Origin of the sequence: Protofrankia sp. Cj5, from assembly GCF_917627405.1 — a bacterium.
GTDB lineage: Bacteria > Actinomycetota > Actinomycetes > Frankiales > Frankiaceae > Protofrankia.
In genome coordinates, this window is the sequence record NZ_CAKJTO010000003.1 from 1 (window position 1) to 15,270 (window position 15,270).

Annotated in this window: 15 protein-coding genes; 11 read left to right on the forward strand and 4 right to left on the reverse strand. The window is 66.9% G+C overall.

Annotated features, from left to right (window positions below):
• Positions 1 to 216 precede the first annotated feature (216 nt).
• The 6 genes from MJ777_RS01465 to MJ777_RS01490 all read left to right on the forward strand — a co-directional run bounded on the left by MJ777_RS01465 (position 217) and on the right by MJ777_RS01490 (position 7,188).
• Positions 217 to 2,118: a toll/interleukin-1 receptor domain-containing protein gene (locus MJ777_RS01465; RefSeq protein WP_239372573.1), complete on the forward strand. Its 1,902-nt coding sequence runs from the start codon at positions 217 to 219 to the stop codon at positions 2,116 to 2,118.
• A 116-nt stretch (positions 2,119 to 2,234) separates the two neighbouring features.
• Complete coding sequence (locus tag MJ777_RS01470; RefSeq protein WP_239346479.1) at positions 2,235 to 3,740, forward strand: S8 family peptidase; 1,506 nt, start codon at positions 2,235 to 2,237, stop codon at positions 3,738 to 3,740.
• A 16-nt stretch (positions 3,741 to 3,756) separates the two neighbouring features.
• Positions 3,757 to 5,016, forward strand: coding sequence for an SPFH domain-containing protein (locus MJ777_RS01475; protein WP_239372575.1), 1,260 nt, complete (start codon positions 3,757 to 3,759; stop codon positions 5,014 to 5,016).
• Positions 5,017 to 5,177: 161 nt separating this feature from the next.
• The gene (locus MJ777_RS01480; protein ID WP_239372577.1) at positions 5,178 to 5,330 is read left to right on the forward strand and encodes a hypothetical protein; all 153 of its coding nucleotides are present in this window, start codon (positions 5,178 to 5,180) and stop codon (positions 5,328 to 5,330) included.
• A gap of 192 nt (positions 5,331 to 5,522) precedes the next feature.
• Entirely contained in the window at positions 5,523 to 6,644 is a 1,122-nt protein-coding gene (locus MJ777_RS01485; RefSeq protein ID WP_239372579.1) for an ImmA/IrrE family metallo-endopeptidase, read from the forward strand.
• 4 nt (positions 6,645 to 6,648) lie between these two features.
• Positions 6,649 to 7,188, forward strand: coding sequence for a nucleotide-binding protein (locus tag MJ777_RS01490; RefSeq protein WP_239372581.1), 540 nt, complete (start codon positions 6,649 to 6,651; stop codon positions 7,186 to 7,188).
• Between the two features lie 268 nt (positions 7,189 to 7,456).
• Here MJ777_RS01490 and MJ777_RS01495 read toward each other — a convergent pair whose 3' ends face one another.
• The 4 genes from MJ777_RS01495 to MJ777_RS01510 all read right to left on the reverse strand — a co-directional run bounded on the left by MJ777_RS01495 (position 7,457) and on the right by MJ777_RS01510 (position 9,378).
• The gene (locus MJ777_RS01495; RefSeq protein WP_239372583.1) at positions 7,457 to 8,131 is read right to left on the reverse strand and encodes a dihydrofolate reductase family protein; all 675 of its coding nucleotides are present in this window, start codon (positions 8,129 to 8,131) and stop codon (positions 7,457 to 7,459) included.
• A 28-nt stretch (positions 8,132 to 8,159) separates the two neighbouring features.
• Complete coding sequence (locus MJ777_RS01500; protein WP_239372585.1) at positions 8,160 to 8,639, reverse strand: hypothetical protein; 480 nt, start codon at positions 8,637 to 8,639, stop codon at positions 8,160 to 8,162.
• Entirely contained in the window at positions 8,617 to 8,979 is a 363-nt protein-coding gene (locus MJ777_RS01505; protein ID WP_239372587.1) for a helix-turn-helix domain-containing protein, read from the reverse strand. Before MJ777_RS01505 ends, MJ777_RS01500 begins: the two co-directional genes overlap by 23 nt.
• A gap of 72 nt (positions 8,980 to 9,051) precedes the next feature.
• Positions 9,052 to 9,378 (reverse strand): putative quinol monooxygenase, encoded by a 327-nt coding sequence (locus tag MJ777_RS01510; protein WP_239308338.1) that lies wholly within the window; start codon positions 9,376 to 9,378, stop codon positions 9,052 to 9,054.
• 264 nt (positions 9,379 to 9,642) lie between these two features.
• Between MJ777_RS01510 and MJ777_RS01515 the strand changes: the two genes are divergently transcribed.
• The 5 genes from MJ777_RS01515 (at position 9,643) to MJ777_RS01535 (ending at position 15,262) form a co-directional block, all read left to right on the forward strand.
• Positions 9,643 to 10,461 carry an enoyl-CoA hydratase/isomerase family protein gene (locus tag MJ777_RS01515; RefSeq protein WP_239372589.1) on the forward strand — a complete coding sequence of 273 codons (819 nt, stop codon included), beginning with the start codon at positions 9,643 to 9,645 and terminating at the stop codon, positions 10,459 to 10,461.
• A gap of 108 nt (positions 10,462 to 10,569) precedes the next feature.
• On the forward strand, positions 10,570 to 11,733 hold the full coding sequence (locus tag MJ777_RS01520; RefSeq protein WP_239346472.1) for a CaiB/BaiF CoA-transferase family protein: 1,164 nt from the start codon (positions 10,570 to 10,572) through the stop codon (positions 11,731 to 11,733).
• A 2-nt stretch (positions 11,734 to 11,735) separates the two neighbouring features.
• The gene (locus MJ777_RS01525; protein WP_239372782.1) at positions 11,736 to 12,794 is read left to right on the forward strand and encodes a phosphotransferase family protein; all 1,059 of its coding nucleotides are present in this window, start codon (positions 11,736 to 11,738) and stop codon (positions 12,792 to 12,794) included.
• A gap of 92 nt (positions 12,795 to 12,886) precedes the next feature.
• Positions 12,887 to 13,825, forward strand: coding sequence for an aldo/keto reductase (locus MJ777_RS01530; protein WP_239372591.1), 939 nt, complete (start codon positions 12,887 to 12,889; stop codon positions 13,823 to 13,825).
• A gap of 219 nt (positions 13,826 to 14,044) precedes the next feature.
• A complete protein-coding gene (locus MJ777_RS01535; protein ID WP_239308334.1) occupies positions 14,045 to 15,262 on the forward strand; it encodes an ABC transporter substrate-binding protein in 1,218 nt (405 codons plus the stop codon).
• The last annotated feature ends 8 nt before the right edge of the window (positions 15,263 to 15,270 follow it).

Below are 15,270 nucleotides of genomic sequence, written 5' to 3' on the forward strand. Positions count from 1 at the left end.
TCCCGGCGGCGACCACTTAGAGCGCCCGAGGATAGGCCGCCCAACTGGGCTGGATCGGCGGCGCCCCGTTCGGGCCATCCACCGTCCAAGCCATCCTCGTCACCGACGGATGCGACAGCAGAAGCCGTGAATCCGCTGTGGGGATCGGCGGCGCCGTTCACACCGGGCGGGTGTACCGGTAGTCGGGTGGCCTTCGGCGTACGCTTCGCTGCGTCGATGCTGATTCATTCGGTGGCGCTGGTCCATCCGGGGGGAACCATGCTCGGGCGTGCTGACGATGCGCAGCGCTGGCCGCTGCGAGCCACCCCACCAATGTCAGTCCCGCTGCCTGTCGTCGCGTCATGGCATTTTTTCATTTCCTACACCGCCGCGGACATGCCCTGGGCCGAGTGGATCGCGTGGCAGCTGGAGCGAGCCGGCTATCGGGTGCTGTTCCAGAAATGGGACTTCGTGCCGGGTACACACTGGACCGCGCGAATGGAGGAAGGCATCCGCGGCGCCCGCCATACCCTGGCGATCCTTTCGGCCGCCTACCTTGAGTCGGGGTGGGGCCGCGCCGAATGGGAGGCCGCCCACTTGGCCGACCAGAGCGGCACGGAACGCAAGCTGATCCCCGTCCGCGTCGAGGACTGTCCCCGGCCGGGTTTGCTGGGGCGGGTGGTCTACTTCGACATCTTCGGACTGACGGCGGACGACGCCCGTGAGCGGCTGCTCGCGGGCGTCACCGCGGCCATGTCAGGGCGGGGGAAACCAGCGTCCGAGCCGGACTTCCCCGGCCCGATACTCCTGCCTGCGGATCGCGCCGGTCCGGTTCCACCCCCGTACCCGTTTCCGGGGTCGCCAGACAGCGCGCCAGGCGGTGCGCTAGACAGCACGCGGCAGCCGCCGGAGCCCCGGGCGCGGCCGGTGCCCGCATCTCCGGCGGCTGAGAACGGCCCGTCTACCGGACGGGAGCCGGTTCGGCCGCTGGCCGGGATCGTGGCTGACGGCGGGCCGACGAAGGTGGGCGTTCTGCGGCACGCCAGCCCCTCAGCCGGCGGCCGGCTGTCGCCCGTACTCGTGGTTGCGTTCAGTTCCGACTCGCGGCGGCTGGTGACAGGCGGTCGGGACGGCGCGGTCCGGTGCTGGGAGGTCGACAGCCTCCGCTGCCAAGGGACCTTCGTGCATCCGGCACCGGTTCGGCATGCCGTGTTCAGCCCCGATGACTCGCTGCTCGCAACGGTTTGTCTGGACGGGAATTCCCGATTGTGGGATGTGTCGGCTGCTCGGGTGACCCACCTCTGGGCGAGTGGACAGACGCCCCCCGCGCTGTTGTTCGGCCCGGCTGGGCGGTACCTGTTGAGCTGTTTCCCGCAGGCCGCTGCTTGGCGCCATGACCTGGGCGTTGACCGGGGCGTTGACCGGGGCATTGCCTTGGCCGGAAGCCGGTTGGGGGCCGAGGGGGAGGCCTTTGTCGCGGCGAGCCCGGACGGTCGCTTCATCGCGCTTCGGGACACCCGTTCGGAGCGCCTGGTGATGCGCCACAGCGCCAGTGGCGAGATCAGGAAGACCGTGGAGACGGTACGTCGTGTGACGGCGGCTCGGTTCAGTTGGGATGGCGGGTGGTTGGTCACCCTGGATGACAGCTGTTCGCCACGGCTGTGGGCGCTCGCCACCGGTGCCTGCGTCTACCCCTCGGCGGCCGGTAAAGATGCTGGGGACTTCACCGCGGCGGGCTCCGAGGTAGTGGACGCCGCGCTCGGCCTGGCCGGCCAGTTGCTTGTGTTACGCCACCGTTCGATGGTCATCTCGTTTATCGACGTGGCAGCCTGCCGGGTACGGGCACGGTTCTCCCACCCCAGAACGCCGGGCGCGCTTACCGTCAGCCGGGACGGACGTTTCATGGCCGCGCACAGCCCGGCATATCGGGTGGTCTTTGTTTATGATCTTTCCGCGGGGCCGGCGAGGCACCGATCGGTGCACGAACCGCGCGTAAACGCGGTCGCGTTCAGCCCTGACGGGCGCTGGTTCGCCACCGCATCCGACGCCGGTGAGGCGGCTCTGTGGCGTCTGCCGAACCCGTCCACGTCCCCGTCGGCTACGCATCCGGTCGACGATGCGGAACCTTTCCACCCGTAGGGACGTTTGAGTGAGTGCGGCAATCCCGTATCAGGGGGAATTTCCCCAGCCTTATCGCATATATAGTCGGATCCGGCGGTCCCATGGCCGTCCAATGCCGCAGATCGGGGGACGTAATGAAATTCGATGATCCTGGCCGCCGGCCGGTAACGCATGCCCGGTCCGTCATCACGCCTGCGCTGGAGTCGCGGCTGACAGAGCTGGAGAGCCGAAGCGCATCAGGCACCGTCCGGGTCATCTTCGACCTCAACCCGGATTTCCCCGCCGGCCGCCGCGGTGCCGCGAATACCGTGCGCACGCTGCTGACCGAGGCAGCCGTGCGGTTCAGCGAGATGAACGTGTTCGACGACATCGGTGAGTCGCGGCTGTCTCGGGAGCTGGGCCGTTCCTACGTCGTCGCGGTCCTCCCGCCGGAGGCTGTGCGCTGGGTCGTCCACGTCGATGTCGAGCAGGCTGAACAGGATGCCGGCAACTGGCGGCTGCGCGCGATCCGGCGGGTCTGGCCCGACTTCGAAGTTTCGGCGCTGCTGGACAGGTCCGTGGCGGTGATAAAGGGCGACGCGGCCCAGGCAACCTTCGGCGCGTTCGGTGAAAACATTGTCTGGGCGGTTGTCGACTCCGGGGTTGACGAGCGGCACCCACACTTTGCTAAATGGGACAATCTCAGTCTGCCGGCTCAACTTGAGCACGTCGATCTGACGGACGGCAACGCTCCAACCCGGGATGATTATGGTATCGGGCATGGCACGCCGGTCGCCGGTATCATCGCGGGTGAGGTGGCGGCTGACTCCGCCGAAACCGGTGGACGTCGGTTACGTGTCCGCCAGATGCTGCTTGACGGCGACAAGACGGTGGATGCGTACACGTCCGCGATCACCAGGATCGGCGGTGTCGCCCCGCGTTGTAAGATTGTGAGCTACAAGGTGTTCGGCGCGGGCCGGCTGGCCAACGTGAGTGCGGTGATCGCGGCGCTGGAGCACATCCAGCGGGTCAACGACTACGGCCGTAACATTCGCATTCACGGAGTAAATCTGAGCCTTGGCTACTCGTTTTACCCGGAGTGGTTTGTCGGCGGGTATTCCCCGCTGTGCAACGAGGTCGACCGCATGGTCGCCTCGGGCGTGTTGGTGGTCGTTGCCGCCGGCAATTCGGGTTTCGTGCGGACGGAAGTAGCCCGGAACACCGATGATTTCAGCGCGGGCGTTACGATCAACGATCCAGGAAACGCCTTCGGCGCTATCACGGTCGGCTCCACGCATCGAGTCGCCCCGCACCGGTACGGGGTTTCCTATTTTTCCTCCAAGGGGCCGACGGGGGATGGCCGGCTCAAGCCGGACCTTGTCGCCCCCGGCGAACACATTGTGAGCTGCGTCAGTTCGACGGCCCAGCCCGACGACGAGGACTGGGACTATCCAGACTACAGCGAGTTCAGCGGGACGAGCTTGGCGGCGGCACACGTCTCCGGGGCCATCGCCGCCTTTCTCTCGGTGCGTAGCGAGTTTATCGGCAGCCCCGAACGGGTAAAAAAGGTTTTCCTGGACTCCGCGACCGATCTCGGCCGGGTACGGGAGTTTCAGGGGCACGGCCTGGTTGACGTCATGCGGGCCATCCAGTCAGTCTGATGACACCGGGGTCGATATGAATGACTGGCGTGCATGGCTGAGGAACCAGTCACCCTGGAATCTCGGCGCGCTGATCGCGGTGACAGCGCTGGCCGGCTGGCTGTTGTTCGTCATCCCCAAATTATTCTTCGCGCTGCTGGCGCTGTTTGTTCTAGGAGTCGTCATGGCAAAATTGTCGGAACCGCTGGGCCAGGACGAGGCGGGTGTCGTCTCGGGGTGGTGGGATCATCGCATCAAGGTGGTGCTGAAAGGGCGGATCTTCCTCCCTCCGGGCGCCATCCTCACCAAGATTTCGTTGCAGTGGCAGCCGATCGAGTTCCGGGTGACCTGTCAGTCCTCCGACGAGGTGCCGCTGACGCTCGATCTTCGTACAGCTTTTCGGATCCCACGAGACGAGCAGGCGATCCGGACGGTGAGCGAGCATTTCGGCGAGGACACGGAGAACATGCACCGGCAAGTCATCGACACCCTTGTCGTACATATTCGTGACGTGGTGGGCGAACGGGCCATGGGGCAGGTCGATCGCGATTTCGGAAAGATCGCGGACGAGGTGATGTGGAGGTCCAGGCCGGCACTGGTGGAGATGGGATTCGAACCGCGGCCACTGTCCGTCGCGAACGTTGTGCTGCCTGCGGACTGGGTGGCGGAGCGGGAGAAGAAGATATCGCTGGACGCTCACCTGCGGACGCTTACGACCAAACTGGCTATAGAGGATCAGATCAGTGCCACGCGGTCCCGGCGGGAGGCGAACGAGCGGCTGACGGCGGAGCGGGCCAGAGCGGATGCCGACACCTATGCTGAGCTGAGACGGCTGGAAGTCGCCAGGGCACGCATAGCGGTGGCGGATGAAAGCCGGGCGTCGGAACGCGACCACGCCCGGGCACTGGCCGAGCTGGAGGCATACAAACTGGCCGAACGGCTGCGTATTGAAGGCGGCCACCACGAGGAGAACATCCAACGGATGATCGTGGAAAGGCTACCGGAGATCCTGGAGGCCAAGGGCAAACTACTGCCGAACCTGCGGACCTACATTGCGGGTTCCCACGACAAGGGGCTGGTCAGTCTGATGACCGGGCTGGCCGGGTTCGGGCCCGACATCATGCGTGAACTGACGAACCTGATCGGCTCGCTCAGCGGCGGCCCGACAGCCGAGTTTTCCAGCGACGGCCCGCGTCCACAGATCGCCCCGGCCGGCGGCTCATCCGCGGATGCCGCCGTGCGCACCGCGCAACAGGACGCCTCGCATGCGGAGGTCGTCGAGTCACCGACTGAGTAATGGTCCGCGATACCGTTGATCACAACGGTTCGGCAGGTCACGAGTGGAAGAGCGACACGTATTTTCTGCCCGACACGGGGGTTTCGGACGTCCATCCGTCGTGCCGTGGCTGCGGCGGCCCTGCGCTGGGGTAGGCCCCGCGGAGGTAGCCACGTGGCCCGGTGGGATGGCAGGGCGCGGGGCACATTCGTGAAGCCGTTCTGCGGTTGCGGGGGGAGGCTGGCGAGCGTCAGGTCCTCGGCGCGGGCACAGCGATCCTCACGTCTGGCGGTTTCTTCTTCAACGCGCACGGCCTTGTCCTCCGCGCGGAGTAACGGCTGCCTTCAGCCCGCCGTGTCCGGTGCGTCGAGCCCGGTCGGCGTCGAAGCGGGGGGCGGCCGGGTCGCCGAGCGGACCAGCCGCCGAGGGCTGTCGCGGCGGATCAGAGCGGGGCGGGCTGAGGAGGCGGAGCCCGCGTCGCGCACCACAGCAGCAGCCGTTCTGTTTGATGTTCTAGAATCGCACATGTGACCGCTGCAGACCCCCGCACCATGGGTAAGCGCATCGCTGGCGCTCGCGAACGCTCAGGGCTGACGCAGGCCGAACTCGCGTCGGCTGTGTTCCTCGACCGCTCGGCACTTACCAAGATTGAGAACGGGACGCGTCGGGTGTCCGCGATCGAGCTTGCCCGCATCGCCGACACGCTTGGTGAGCGGATCGAGTGGTTCGTCACGGACCCGCCCACCGCGATCGTGTCGCACCGCAACCTGTGGGAACCAGGTGCCACGAGCCCCGCCATCGACCGGATGGTCGATCGGGTGGCACGCAACGTCGAGTTTGCCATACAGCATGACGATCGATGGAGTCTTGACACTCCACCACAGCTGTGGCGGCCGAAGACAAGCGGCGAAACGGAACGCTGTGCTTCGCAGGTACGCCTACTTCTCGGTCTCGACGACACGGAGTCATTTCTGGACACGTCCATCCGTGTGGGCCGCCTTGGTCTACTGGCTTTCGCCTTCGATCTGGGGCCGGAGGCCGCGGACGCCGCATCGATCCTGTTGGCCCATGGAGGCGTCGCTGTTGTCAACGGGCATCTTCGTGTGGGGCGGCGCAGGTTGGCCCTCGCGCACGAACTGGGCCACTATCTGTTCGCCGACGCATACACGGTCGATTGGCGCATCGCCGAGCAGGACGACGGCAACACCTGGGAAACCCGCCTCGACCAATTCGCAAGGGCTGTTCTGCTACCCGCGGCGGGGCTACGCCAGATGTGGACCGACCTGCGTGGCCACGGCGACGACCTGCGTGCCGCCGCGGTCAGGGTCGCGAGCGCTTTCCGCGTCGACATGTCCACCTTGGCGCGCCGTCTTTTGGATCTCGGGCAGATCGAGCAGGACGAGGCCCATCGGATCCGTTCCGTGCGCACGACCAGAGCCGATATCGTCGAGTTCAATCTGCTTGTCCACGACGAGCTTGTCGCGCCTTCGCTCGCCAGACAATACGAGGAATCGGTGCTGAGGCTGTACCGCGGTGAAACGGTGTCCCCGGCCCGAGCAATCGATCTCCTTTTCGAGGTCTGGGACGAAGAGGACCTACCCGCGCTGCCACAGCTTCCGGAGAGTGCTATCTGGAAGTTCGTGTCATAACAGCATGGGTGTGGAGGGGATTCTCGTATTCGATACCGGGCCGCTGATGCATTTTGCGCGGCATAACTGGCTCGGAGTCCTGAAGGCCGTCGTCGGAAAACGGACCGCACTCATACCTGACACGGTCGTGGACGAGTTACGCACGGGAGCAACCCGCGACAGTCGCATCCAGGCCGTGCTGGATGCGACCTGGCTCGAGCATCGGGAACTTCGGACCGAAGAGGAGATCAAGGCGTTTGCTGACTTCTCCGCGCTGCTGGTATGGCAGGACCGCAACCGCGGGGAAGCGGGAGTTCTCGCACTCGCCTCCACCGTGGGCGGCATCGCCGTGATCGATGACGGCGCTGGACGCCGAGCCGCAGCGACACACAAAGTGGCCCTACGTCCGACACTGTCGCTGTTATGCGAGGCGATCCGGCTTGGGCTACTCACGGTGGAGCTCGTATCCGCGCTTGCCGACGATCTGCTTAGCGGGGAGTACCGCCTGCCCTTTGAAGCTGGCGGATTCGAGAAGTGGGCCGGCGAGAACGGCCTGCTGTCATGACCTGGTGCGAGCAAAGCGCCAAGTGATGAACGATGATCGATCTCCCGGCACCGCTTGGTCCGTCAACGGCTAAGAGCGCCCGAGGATAGGGCGTTCGGTCAGTGAGCGGCTCATCCGTGCCCGGTCCGGCAAGGCGGAGGAGGAAGGCGCCTTGGTGGTGGGCGCCGACTGACGACAACGTGGCCGGGCGGGATGCGGGGAGCCGCGAGCCGGACAGTCCTATTCTCGGGCGCTCTAAGCGGATCGCGGTGTCGCTCGGGAAGAGAAGTCAGCCGAGCAGGTAGCGCAGGAAGACGACGTCGTCGAGCTGACGGGCCTCGGCCAGTGTCATCCGGTGGCCGGGGTGGTGGGGAAAGGTGCTGGTGCCGGCGAAGCGGGGTGCGGCCGGGTCGCCGATGAAGAACGGTGCGATCACCAGGTGGATCTCATTGGCAAGCCCGGCGGTGAGGAACTGGGTGTGGATGGTGCCGCCGCCCTCGACCATCAGCCGGCGTACGCCGCGCGTGGCGAGGTCGGCCAGGAGGGTGTGGAGGTCGAGTGGGTTCCCGGCGTCCACGACGGATGCCACGCCGGTGAGGTGCTCGCGGGTCTTGTTCACGGTGGGGGTCGTGGCATAGACGATTTTCTCGGCTGGCCCGGTGGTGAAGAAGCTGGCGGTAGGGTCGAGGTCGCCGCGACTGGTGAGGGTGATTTTGATGGGGTTTTCGGGTAGGCCGCGGGTTATCCGGCCGGTGCGGCGGGCTATCGAGCGGACCAGTAGCCGGGGGTTGTCGCGGCGGATGGTGTTCGCGCCTACCAGGATGGCGTCGACGCTGGCACGGACTTCGTCGACCCGGTCGAGGTCGGCCTTGTTGGAGATTATCAGCCGTTGGTTGGTGGTGTCGTCGAGATAGCCGTCCACGGATGTGGCGGCCGACAGCAGGATGTAGGGGCGTTCGGTCATGTGGTTGTCGTGGGTGGTCTTGGCGCGCTCACAGTGACCCGCATCCCTCGGTTTCATCGGCGGCGGCTGCCGCGTTGTGGAAACGCCGGCCCGGCTTCGTACCTGACGGTCGGTCCGCGGGCCGGCGAGTCGGCCGTGCGCTGGAGCACGCCCTTACCGGCTCAGGATGCCGGTGGTCGCGGTGCGCGATTGCGTTGACCACGGCTTCGCGCGCGGCCGGGCCGGGAGTCGTTTCGAGTTGTTGTTGCACGCCGGTGGGCAGTGTGACCGACGTGGTCTCGTTGATTGCGTCAATATTCCGAAGAAGATCGGTCAGGGCGACAATCAGGGGAGTTCGGTGAACTGATGATGGACGGGTAAGGGGACCGGCCGGCGTCCGCCGCCGTAGGCACTGGATTGTCGGATCAGCGGCGAAAGGGTGCAGGTTGCTGAACAGCAGGGCACCTCCCCGGGTGAGATGTCCGCTGCTGTCCAGCACCGCGTACTCACGCAGGAAGTGCCCATCCATCAATATCGACTACCAAGGATGGCGACGTGTGCTGCCAGATTCGATGGCGAAGATCGTCTATGTCGAGGTCGGTGGGTACGCCCACGATGGCCGCGGGCCCAGCCCCATCGTCGCGCACCCCGACGATGACCGTCCCGCCCCGGCTGTTGGCCAGGCAGGCCACAGCTTCGGCGAGGTCGGCAGCCGCGGCCTTCAGCAGGTCGCGGTCGTTGCCCGCGGGACGCTTCAGCTCCTTGAAGTCGAGTGTCTGCGACTCCAGCTCGCACGCTTCCCGTCCCGCGAGCACCTCGTCGATCGCCCTGTCCGCTTCACGGCGGAGCTGCTCGCGACTCACAGTCACGAGTAGTTTTATACCACCCTGTCAAGGCAGGCTTGTATAAAACTCGGTCGGAGGGTCGGAGGGTCGGGACGCTCAGGGGCGCGCTGAGGTGGGCAGGCCGACGCCGGTGACGGGGCTGAGGATGAAGCCCTTGCCCGGCTGTTCCATCAGGGCGTTGAGCCGGCTACCGGCCGCTTTCATGATCGGACCCTTGCCGTGGGCCTTGAACGCTGTCTCGTCGGGGTATAGCTCGTAGAAGGCGAACGAACCCGGCTTGTCGGCCCGCTGGTGGGAGACGTGCATCAGGACGGCCGGTTCCTCGGCCTTCATGGCCGCGCTGATCTCGCCCAGGATCCCGATCGCATCGTCGATCTTGTCCGCTGGCACCGAGAAGGTGAACATGACCGCGACGGGTGGCATGGGCCGTTTCCTCCTATGAGCCATGAGCTACGGGAGCGGGAGCGGGAGACGCTTGGCGGGCGGTCAGCACAGCACGCTGGATCGTTGTCAATCAGGGCGGAAGCCTGCATTTTTAAAGTTAGACTATCAAACGCATTGCACTACAAGTACGCGAAAGCGTAGCGTCGGCAGCCACCGTTGCGATGCCATCCCCCTGACATGGACGGCCGGTCGCACATGTTGTTGTGGGGGCGGCGTCGTCCCGGCCGAAGGAGCGCTGAAGCGTTGGAGACCGGCAGTTTGGAGACCATCAGCTTCGAGGAAGTGGCTCCGCGCGTCGCCGTCCTCACCCTCAACCGGCCGGACCGGCTGAACGCCATCACGCTGAAGATGTACGACGAGATCGAACAGATCGTCGACGCCCTGTCCCGGGACGTCTCGACCCGGGTCCTGGTGATCACGGGTGCGGGCCGGGGCTTCTGCTCAGGGCAGGACCTGCGCGACCTCGGCGCGGACCCCGCCGCGTCGGATCTCGGCCGGATCCAGTTCGGGATGGCCTGGCAGACCCGGGCGGCTCAGTTGATCAAAACCATCCACGAGTTGCCGCAGGCGGTCATCGCCGCGGTCAACGGCCCAGCTTCGGGCGCGGGGCTGGCCCTCGCGCTGGCCGCGGACATCCGGCTCGCCGCGAGCTCCGCCCGCTTCAACGTGGCCTTTGTGCGTATCGGTCTGTCCGGCGCGGACATGGGCACCAGTTACTTCCTGCCCCGGATCGTCGGGCCGACGGCGGCAGCCGAGATGATGCTGACCGGTCGGTTGATCGACGCGCTGGAGGCCAGGGACAACGGCTTGGTGCTGCGGGTCGTCGACGACGGCAGGGTACTGGACGAGGCACTGTCGATCGCTTCGGCGATCATGGCCAACAGCCCGTTCGGGGTCCGGATGACCAAACAGGTGCTCTGGAAGAACATCGACGCCCCGAGCCTCGACGCCGCGATGCAGCTGGAGAACCGTACCCAGATCCTCGCCAGCCTGACCGAGGACTGCCGCGAGGCGGAGGCCGCCTTCCTCGCCAGGCGCGCGCCCGTCTTCGGCGACACGTGAACACGTGAACACGTGAGCGGGGGCAGCGTGCTGTGCCACCGGCCGATGGCACGGCACCGGACACCGGACAGGCCGACAGGATGGGCGGGCCGACAGGATGGGCGGGCGATGACCGAGGAACAGACGACCGAGGAACAGGCAACCGAGGAACAGACGACCGGGACATTAACCGGCGGGCCACTGCGAGGGGTGCGCGTTGTGGAACTCGCCGGCCAGGGGCCTGGGCCGTTCGCCGCGATGCTGCTCGCCGACATGGGAGCCGACGTCGTCTCGGTGGACCGTTCACCCGGCGCGCAGGCCGAGCCGGCGTCCGCGCTGCTGGCCCGCGGCCGGCGGACCGTCACCGTCGACCTCAAGGATCCAGCGGGGGTGGCCGCGGTGCTCGCGCTCACCGACGCCGCGGATGTCTTCATCGAGGGTTACCGACCGGGCGTGGCCGAGCGTCTCGGTGTCGGCCCCGAGGTCTGCCTTGCCCGCAACCCTCGGCTCGTCTACGGGCGGGTGACCGGTTGGGGCCAGGAGGGTCCTTATGCTCGGGCGGCCGGCCACGACATCAACTACATCGCGCTCGCGGGGGCGCTGGACCCGATCGGTCGGGAGGGACAGGCGCCGGTCCCGCCGCTCAACCTCGTCGGTGACTTCGGTGGCGGCGGGATGCTGCTCGGCTTCGGGGTGATGTGCGCGCTGTTCGAGACGAGGGCGTCCGGGCTCGGTCAGGTCGTTGACGCGGCCATGGTCGACGGGGCAGCGCTGATGATGATGATGACGCACGAGATGCGTGCGTCCGGGACGTGGGATGGCCCGCGGGGCACCAACACCCTGGACACCGGCGCGCCCTTCTACAACGTCTACGAGACCGCCGACGGCCGTCACATCGCGGTCGGCGCGATAGAGAACAACTTCTACCGCATCCTGCTGGAGCTGATCGGGATCGACCCGGTCGACGCGGCGACACAGTGGGACAAGAGCGGCTGGCGGCCGATGAAGGCCCGGCTCGCCGACGTGTTCAGAACGCGGACCAGGGACGAGTGGTGCGCGTTGCTGGAGCACACCGACGCCTGCTTCGCCCCGGTGCTGTCGATGGACGAGGCGCCCTCGCATCCGCACATCGCCCACCGCGGGACCTTCACCGACCGCGGGGGAGCGGTGCGTCCCGCGCCCGCCCCGCGCTTCAGCCGCACACCCGCGTCCACCCCACCCGGCCCGGTGGCGACGAGCGTCGGCGAGGTGCTCGCAACCTGGGGCGTGGCACCCACGACGAGCCAGGCGTGACCATGCGGCCTGCCGCGACGCCGGTCATCAACCTCGACGAGCTCGCTCGGCGGGTGCGTTCAGCCGCTGCCGCTGCCGCGGGTGCGGGTGCGGGTGCCGGTGGCCCGGCGGGCGAGGTGGCGGTCGAGGATCTTGTCGAGCTCACCGGCGGCCAGTCGGGCCACACCTTCGCCGCGTCACTGGTGGACGCCGCCGGTGGACGCCGCCGGGTCGTGCTCAAGGTTGCCACGCCCGGTGTGTCTCCGGTCCGCAACCGGGACGTTCTACGACAGGCCCGGTTGTTGCGCGCGTTGGCTGCCGTGCCGGACATCCGGGTGCCCCGGGTGCTCTTCGGCGACCCGGGGCACCCGCCGGGAATCCCACCGCTGTTCGCGATGGACTTCATCGACGGGGACTCCTACGAGCCGATCATGGATACGCCGCGGGCGCCGCTCGCACCCGCGGCGGTGCGGGGCCGCTTCGCCGCGGCGGCGCGCATGCTCGCGGCGATGCAGGCCATCTCGCCGGTGTCGGTGGGCCTGGGGGATGAGCGGCCGGTGTCCCTGGCGGATGAGGTCGGTCGGTGGGAGCGCGCGCTGGACACGGTCGAACAGGCGTTGCGGCCGCGCCACTCGGAGTGTGCCGCGGCACTGCGCGCCCGGCTGCCGGCGGAGCTCGCCCCGGTCGTGGTGCACGGTGACTGGCGCCTGGGCAACATGCTCGCCGTCGGCGGCGACATCACCGCCGTCATCGACTGGGAGATCTGGACGGTGGGCGATCCCAGATTGGACCTGGCCTGGTTTCTGTCCATGTGTGGGGTGATGGGCAGCCCGATCGCGCGTTTCGACCCGCCGGGCGTCCCGTCCGCCGCTGCCGTCCTGGACACCTACGAGCAGGCCCGGGGCACGGCCGTGGCCGATCTGCGTTGGTTCGACGCACTGGTCCACTTCAAGTCGGCGGCCACGCTGTCTCTCATCGTCAAGCACAACCGGCGGCGGCCCAGCCCGGACCCGTCCGCTGAGCGCTACGCGCGGGCCATCCCCGGATTGATCGAGAGCGCGCTGGCACTCCTGGGCTCATGACGTACCGCCGCGAACCACGAGGAGGACCGGCATGGCTGTAGCGGATGCCGGTACCGGTGCCGACAGCGGTGCCGGACGGGGAAGGAACGGGAATGCGTACCCGAAGGATCGGTAGCCTGGAGGTCTCGGTCGTGGGGCTGGGCTGCAACCAGCTCGGCACCACCTGCGACGAGACCAGGACCGCGGCCATCCTCGCCGCCGCCGCCGACAGCGGCGTGACCTTCTTCGACACGGCTGACGAGTACGGTGCCGGCGCGTCCGAGGAGCTGCTCGGGCGTCTGCTGGCCGCCCGCCGCGACGAAGTCGTGATCGCGACGAAGTTCGGGTCGCGCTACGGCGCGGCGCCCGGCGAAGGCGGCGCGAGCCCCCGCTGGATCACGACGGCCGTCGAGGCGAGCCTGCGGCGGCTGCGCACCGACCGTATCGACCTCTACCAGCTGCACTTCCCCGACCCGTCCGTGCCGATCGAGGAGACCCTCGGTGCGTTGGAGGGCCTCGTTCAGGCGGGCAAGGCCCGGGAGATCGGGTGTGCGAACATGGCCACCGCCCAGATCGACGAGGCGGCGCGCGCCGTGAACGATCATGGTCTGAGGCCGTTCGCCAGCGTCCAGAACCGGCTCAATCTGTTGCGGCCGCAGGCGCTTTCCGACACCGTGCCAGCAGCGTCCGCCCAGGGCATGGCGTTTCTTCCGTTCTTCCCCCTCGCCTCCGGAGTTCTCACCGGCAAGTATCGCCGGGGGCAGGCTCCCCCCGCGGGCACCCGCCTCGGAGATCATGTAGCCCCTGCGGTGGCGGCGAAAATCCTCTCCGAGCGCACACACGACCGCCTTGAGGCCTTCGAGAGGCTGGCTGGCCAGGACGGGCACACCCTCCTGGAACTCTCGATCGCCTGGCTGATCGCGCAACCCGCGGTGGCATCGGTGATCGCTGGCGTGACCTCGCCGGCGCAGCTCCGCACCAACGTCGCCGCCGCCGAGTGGGAGCTGAGCGCGGAGACCATGGCCGCGGCCTCGGCGATCGCGCGCGGTTAGGCCCTTGCCGAGCCGGCTCCGCTGACCGCGCAGGTGGACCAGATTGTGCTGGTACTGACACCAAGAGTCATATTCGTGGATTTCCGGGCATGCGGTGAGTCTGGGACTTGACGGGTGTGGTGTCAAAGGTCACACTTCGCGCACTGTAGAAATGTCTATCCGATTAAGCGATTCATACTGTTGCGTTCGGTGATTCAGTTACCCTTCTCAAGGAGGATCATGAAAGTCCGCTCGAAGGCACCCTTCGCCGTAGCGCTTGCCGGTGCCCTCGCGCTGGCCGCATGCGGTAGTTCTTCGTCGAATGACGGGAGTGCCGCGTCGGGGTCGGCGACCAAGCTTTCCGGCGAACCCATAAAGATCATGACGATCCAGGCGCTGTCAGGCCCGTCCGACAGCTACCCGGGAGTCCCCGCGGCGGTGAAGGCCGCGGCTCAAGCAATCAACAAGGCCGGCGGTATCAAGGGCCGGCCGCTGGAGGTCACCGCCTGCGATGACCAGTTCGACCCGAACAAGGGCGCTGATTGTGCGACCCAGGCCGTTCAGGGCAAGTACCTGTTCGTGACGGCCAACTCCAGCACCGGCGACCGGTACATGCCGATCCTGGAGAAGGCGAAGATCCCGGCGATCGGTGAAGTACCGAGCAGCGCCAGTGAGCTCAAGAGCCCGTACTCCTTCCCGTTCGGCAGCGGCGCGGTCAACATCGCCGGTGGCGGGACGGCCTGTGGCAAGCTGGGTAAGAAGGATCCGGCCGTCGCGGTCGTCGACATCGCGGCTGGACGCAACTCGGCTTCCTTCTTCGGCATCGGCCTCAAGTCGTTCAACCTGAACATCAACAAGACTGTGCCGATCGCGCCGACTGCCACCGACCTGACGACCAGCGCGGCCACGTTGACCAGCGGCACCACCGACTGCATCGACATGGTGCTGGGCTCGAGCCAGGCGTCCAAGCTGTTGCAGGCGCTCTCGCAGGCGGGCTCCAAGGTCACGACCGCCTACGGCGCTACGGTCATCGAGGATAAAATGATCAAAACGCTTGGATCGGCCGCGGACGGGCTGGTGCTGGTTGGTTCGATGCCACCGGCCAGCGATACCACCATTCCCGCGATCAAGCAGTTCAACTCCGAGCTGGATGCCGCCGGTGTTGCCGCTGACACCCGCAGCGAAGGTGCCATGACCGCGTGGGCGACCGTCCACTTGGTGGCCCAGTACGCGGCGAAGCTGACCACGATCGACGGGGAGAGCCTGGCTAATGCTCTGAACACCGCCGGAGAGATCGACTTCTCGCCGCTGCCCAAGGTGGACTTCGCCAAGCCGATCAAGGTTCTGTTCGACGGTAACCGGATTTTCACCACCAGTGTGTACTTCTCCGAGGTCAAAAACGGTACCCGTACACCACTGTTCGACAACCAGGCATTCAACGTCCTCGGCAGCTCCTAACCGCGGCT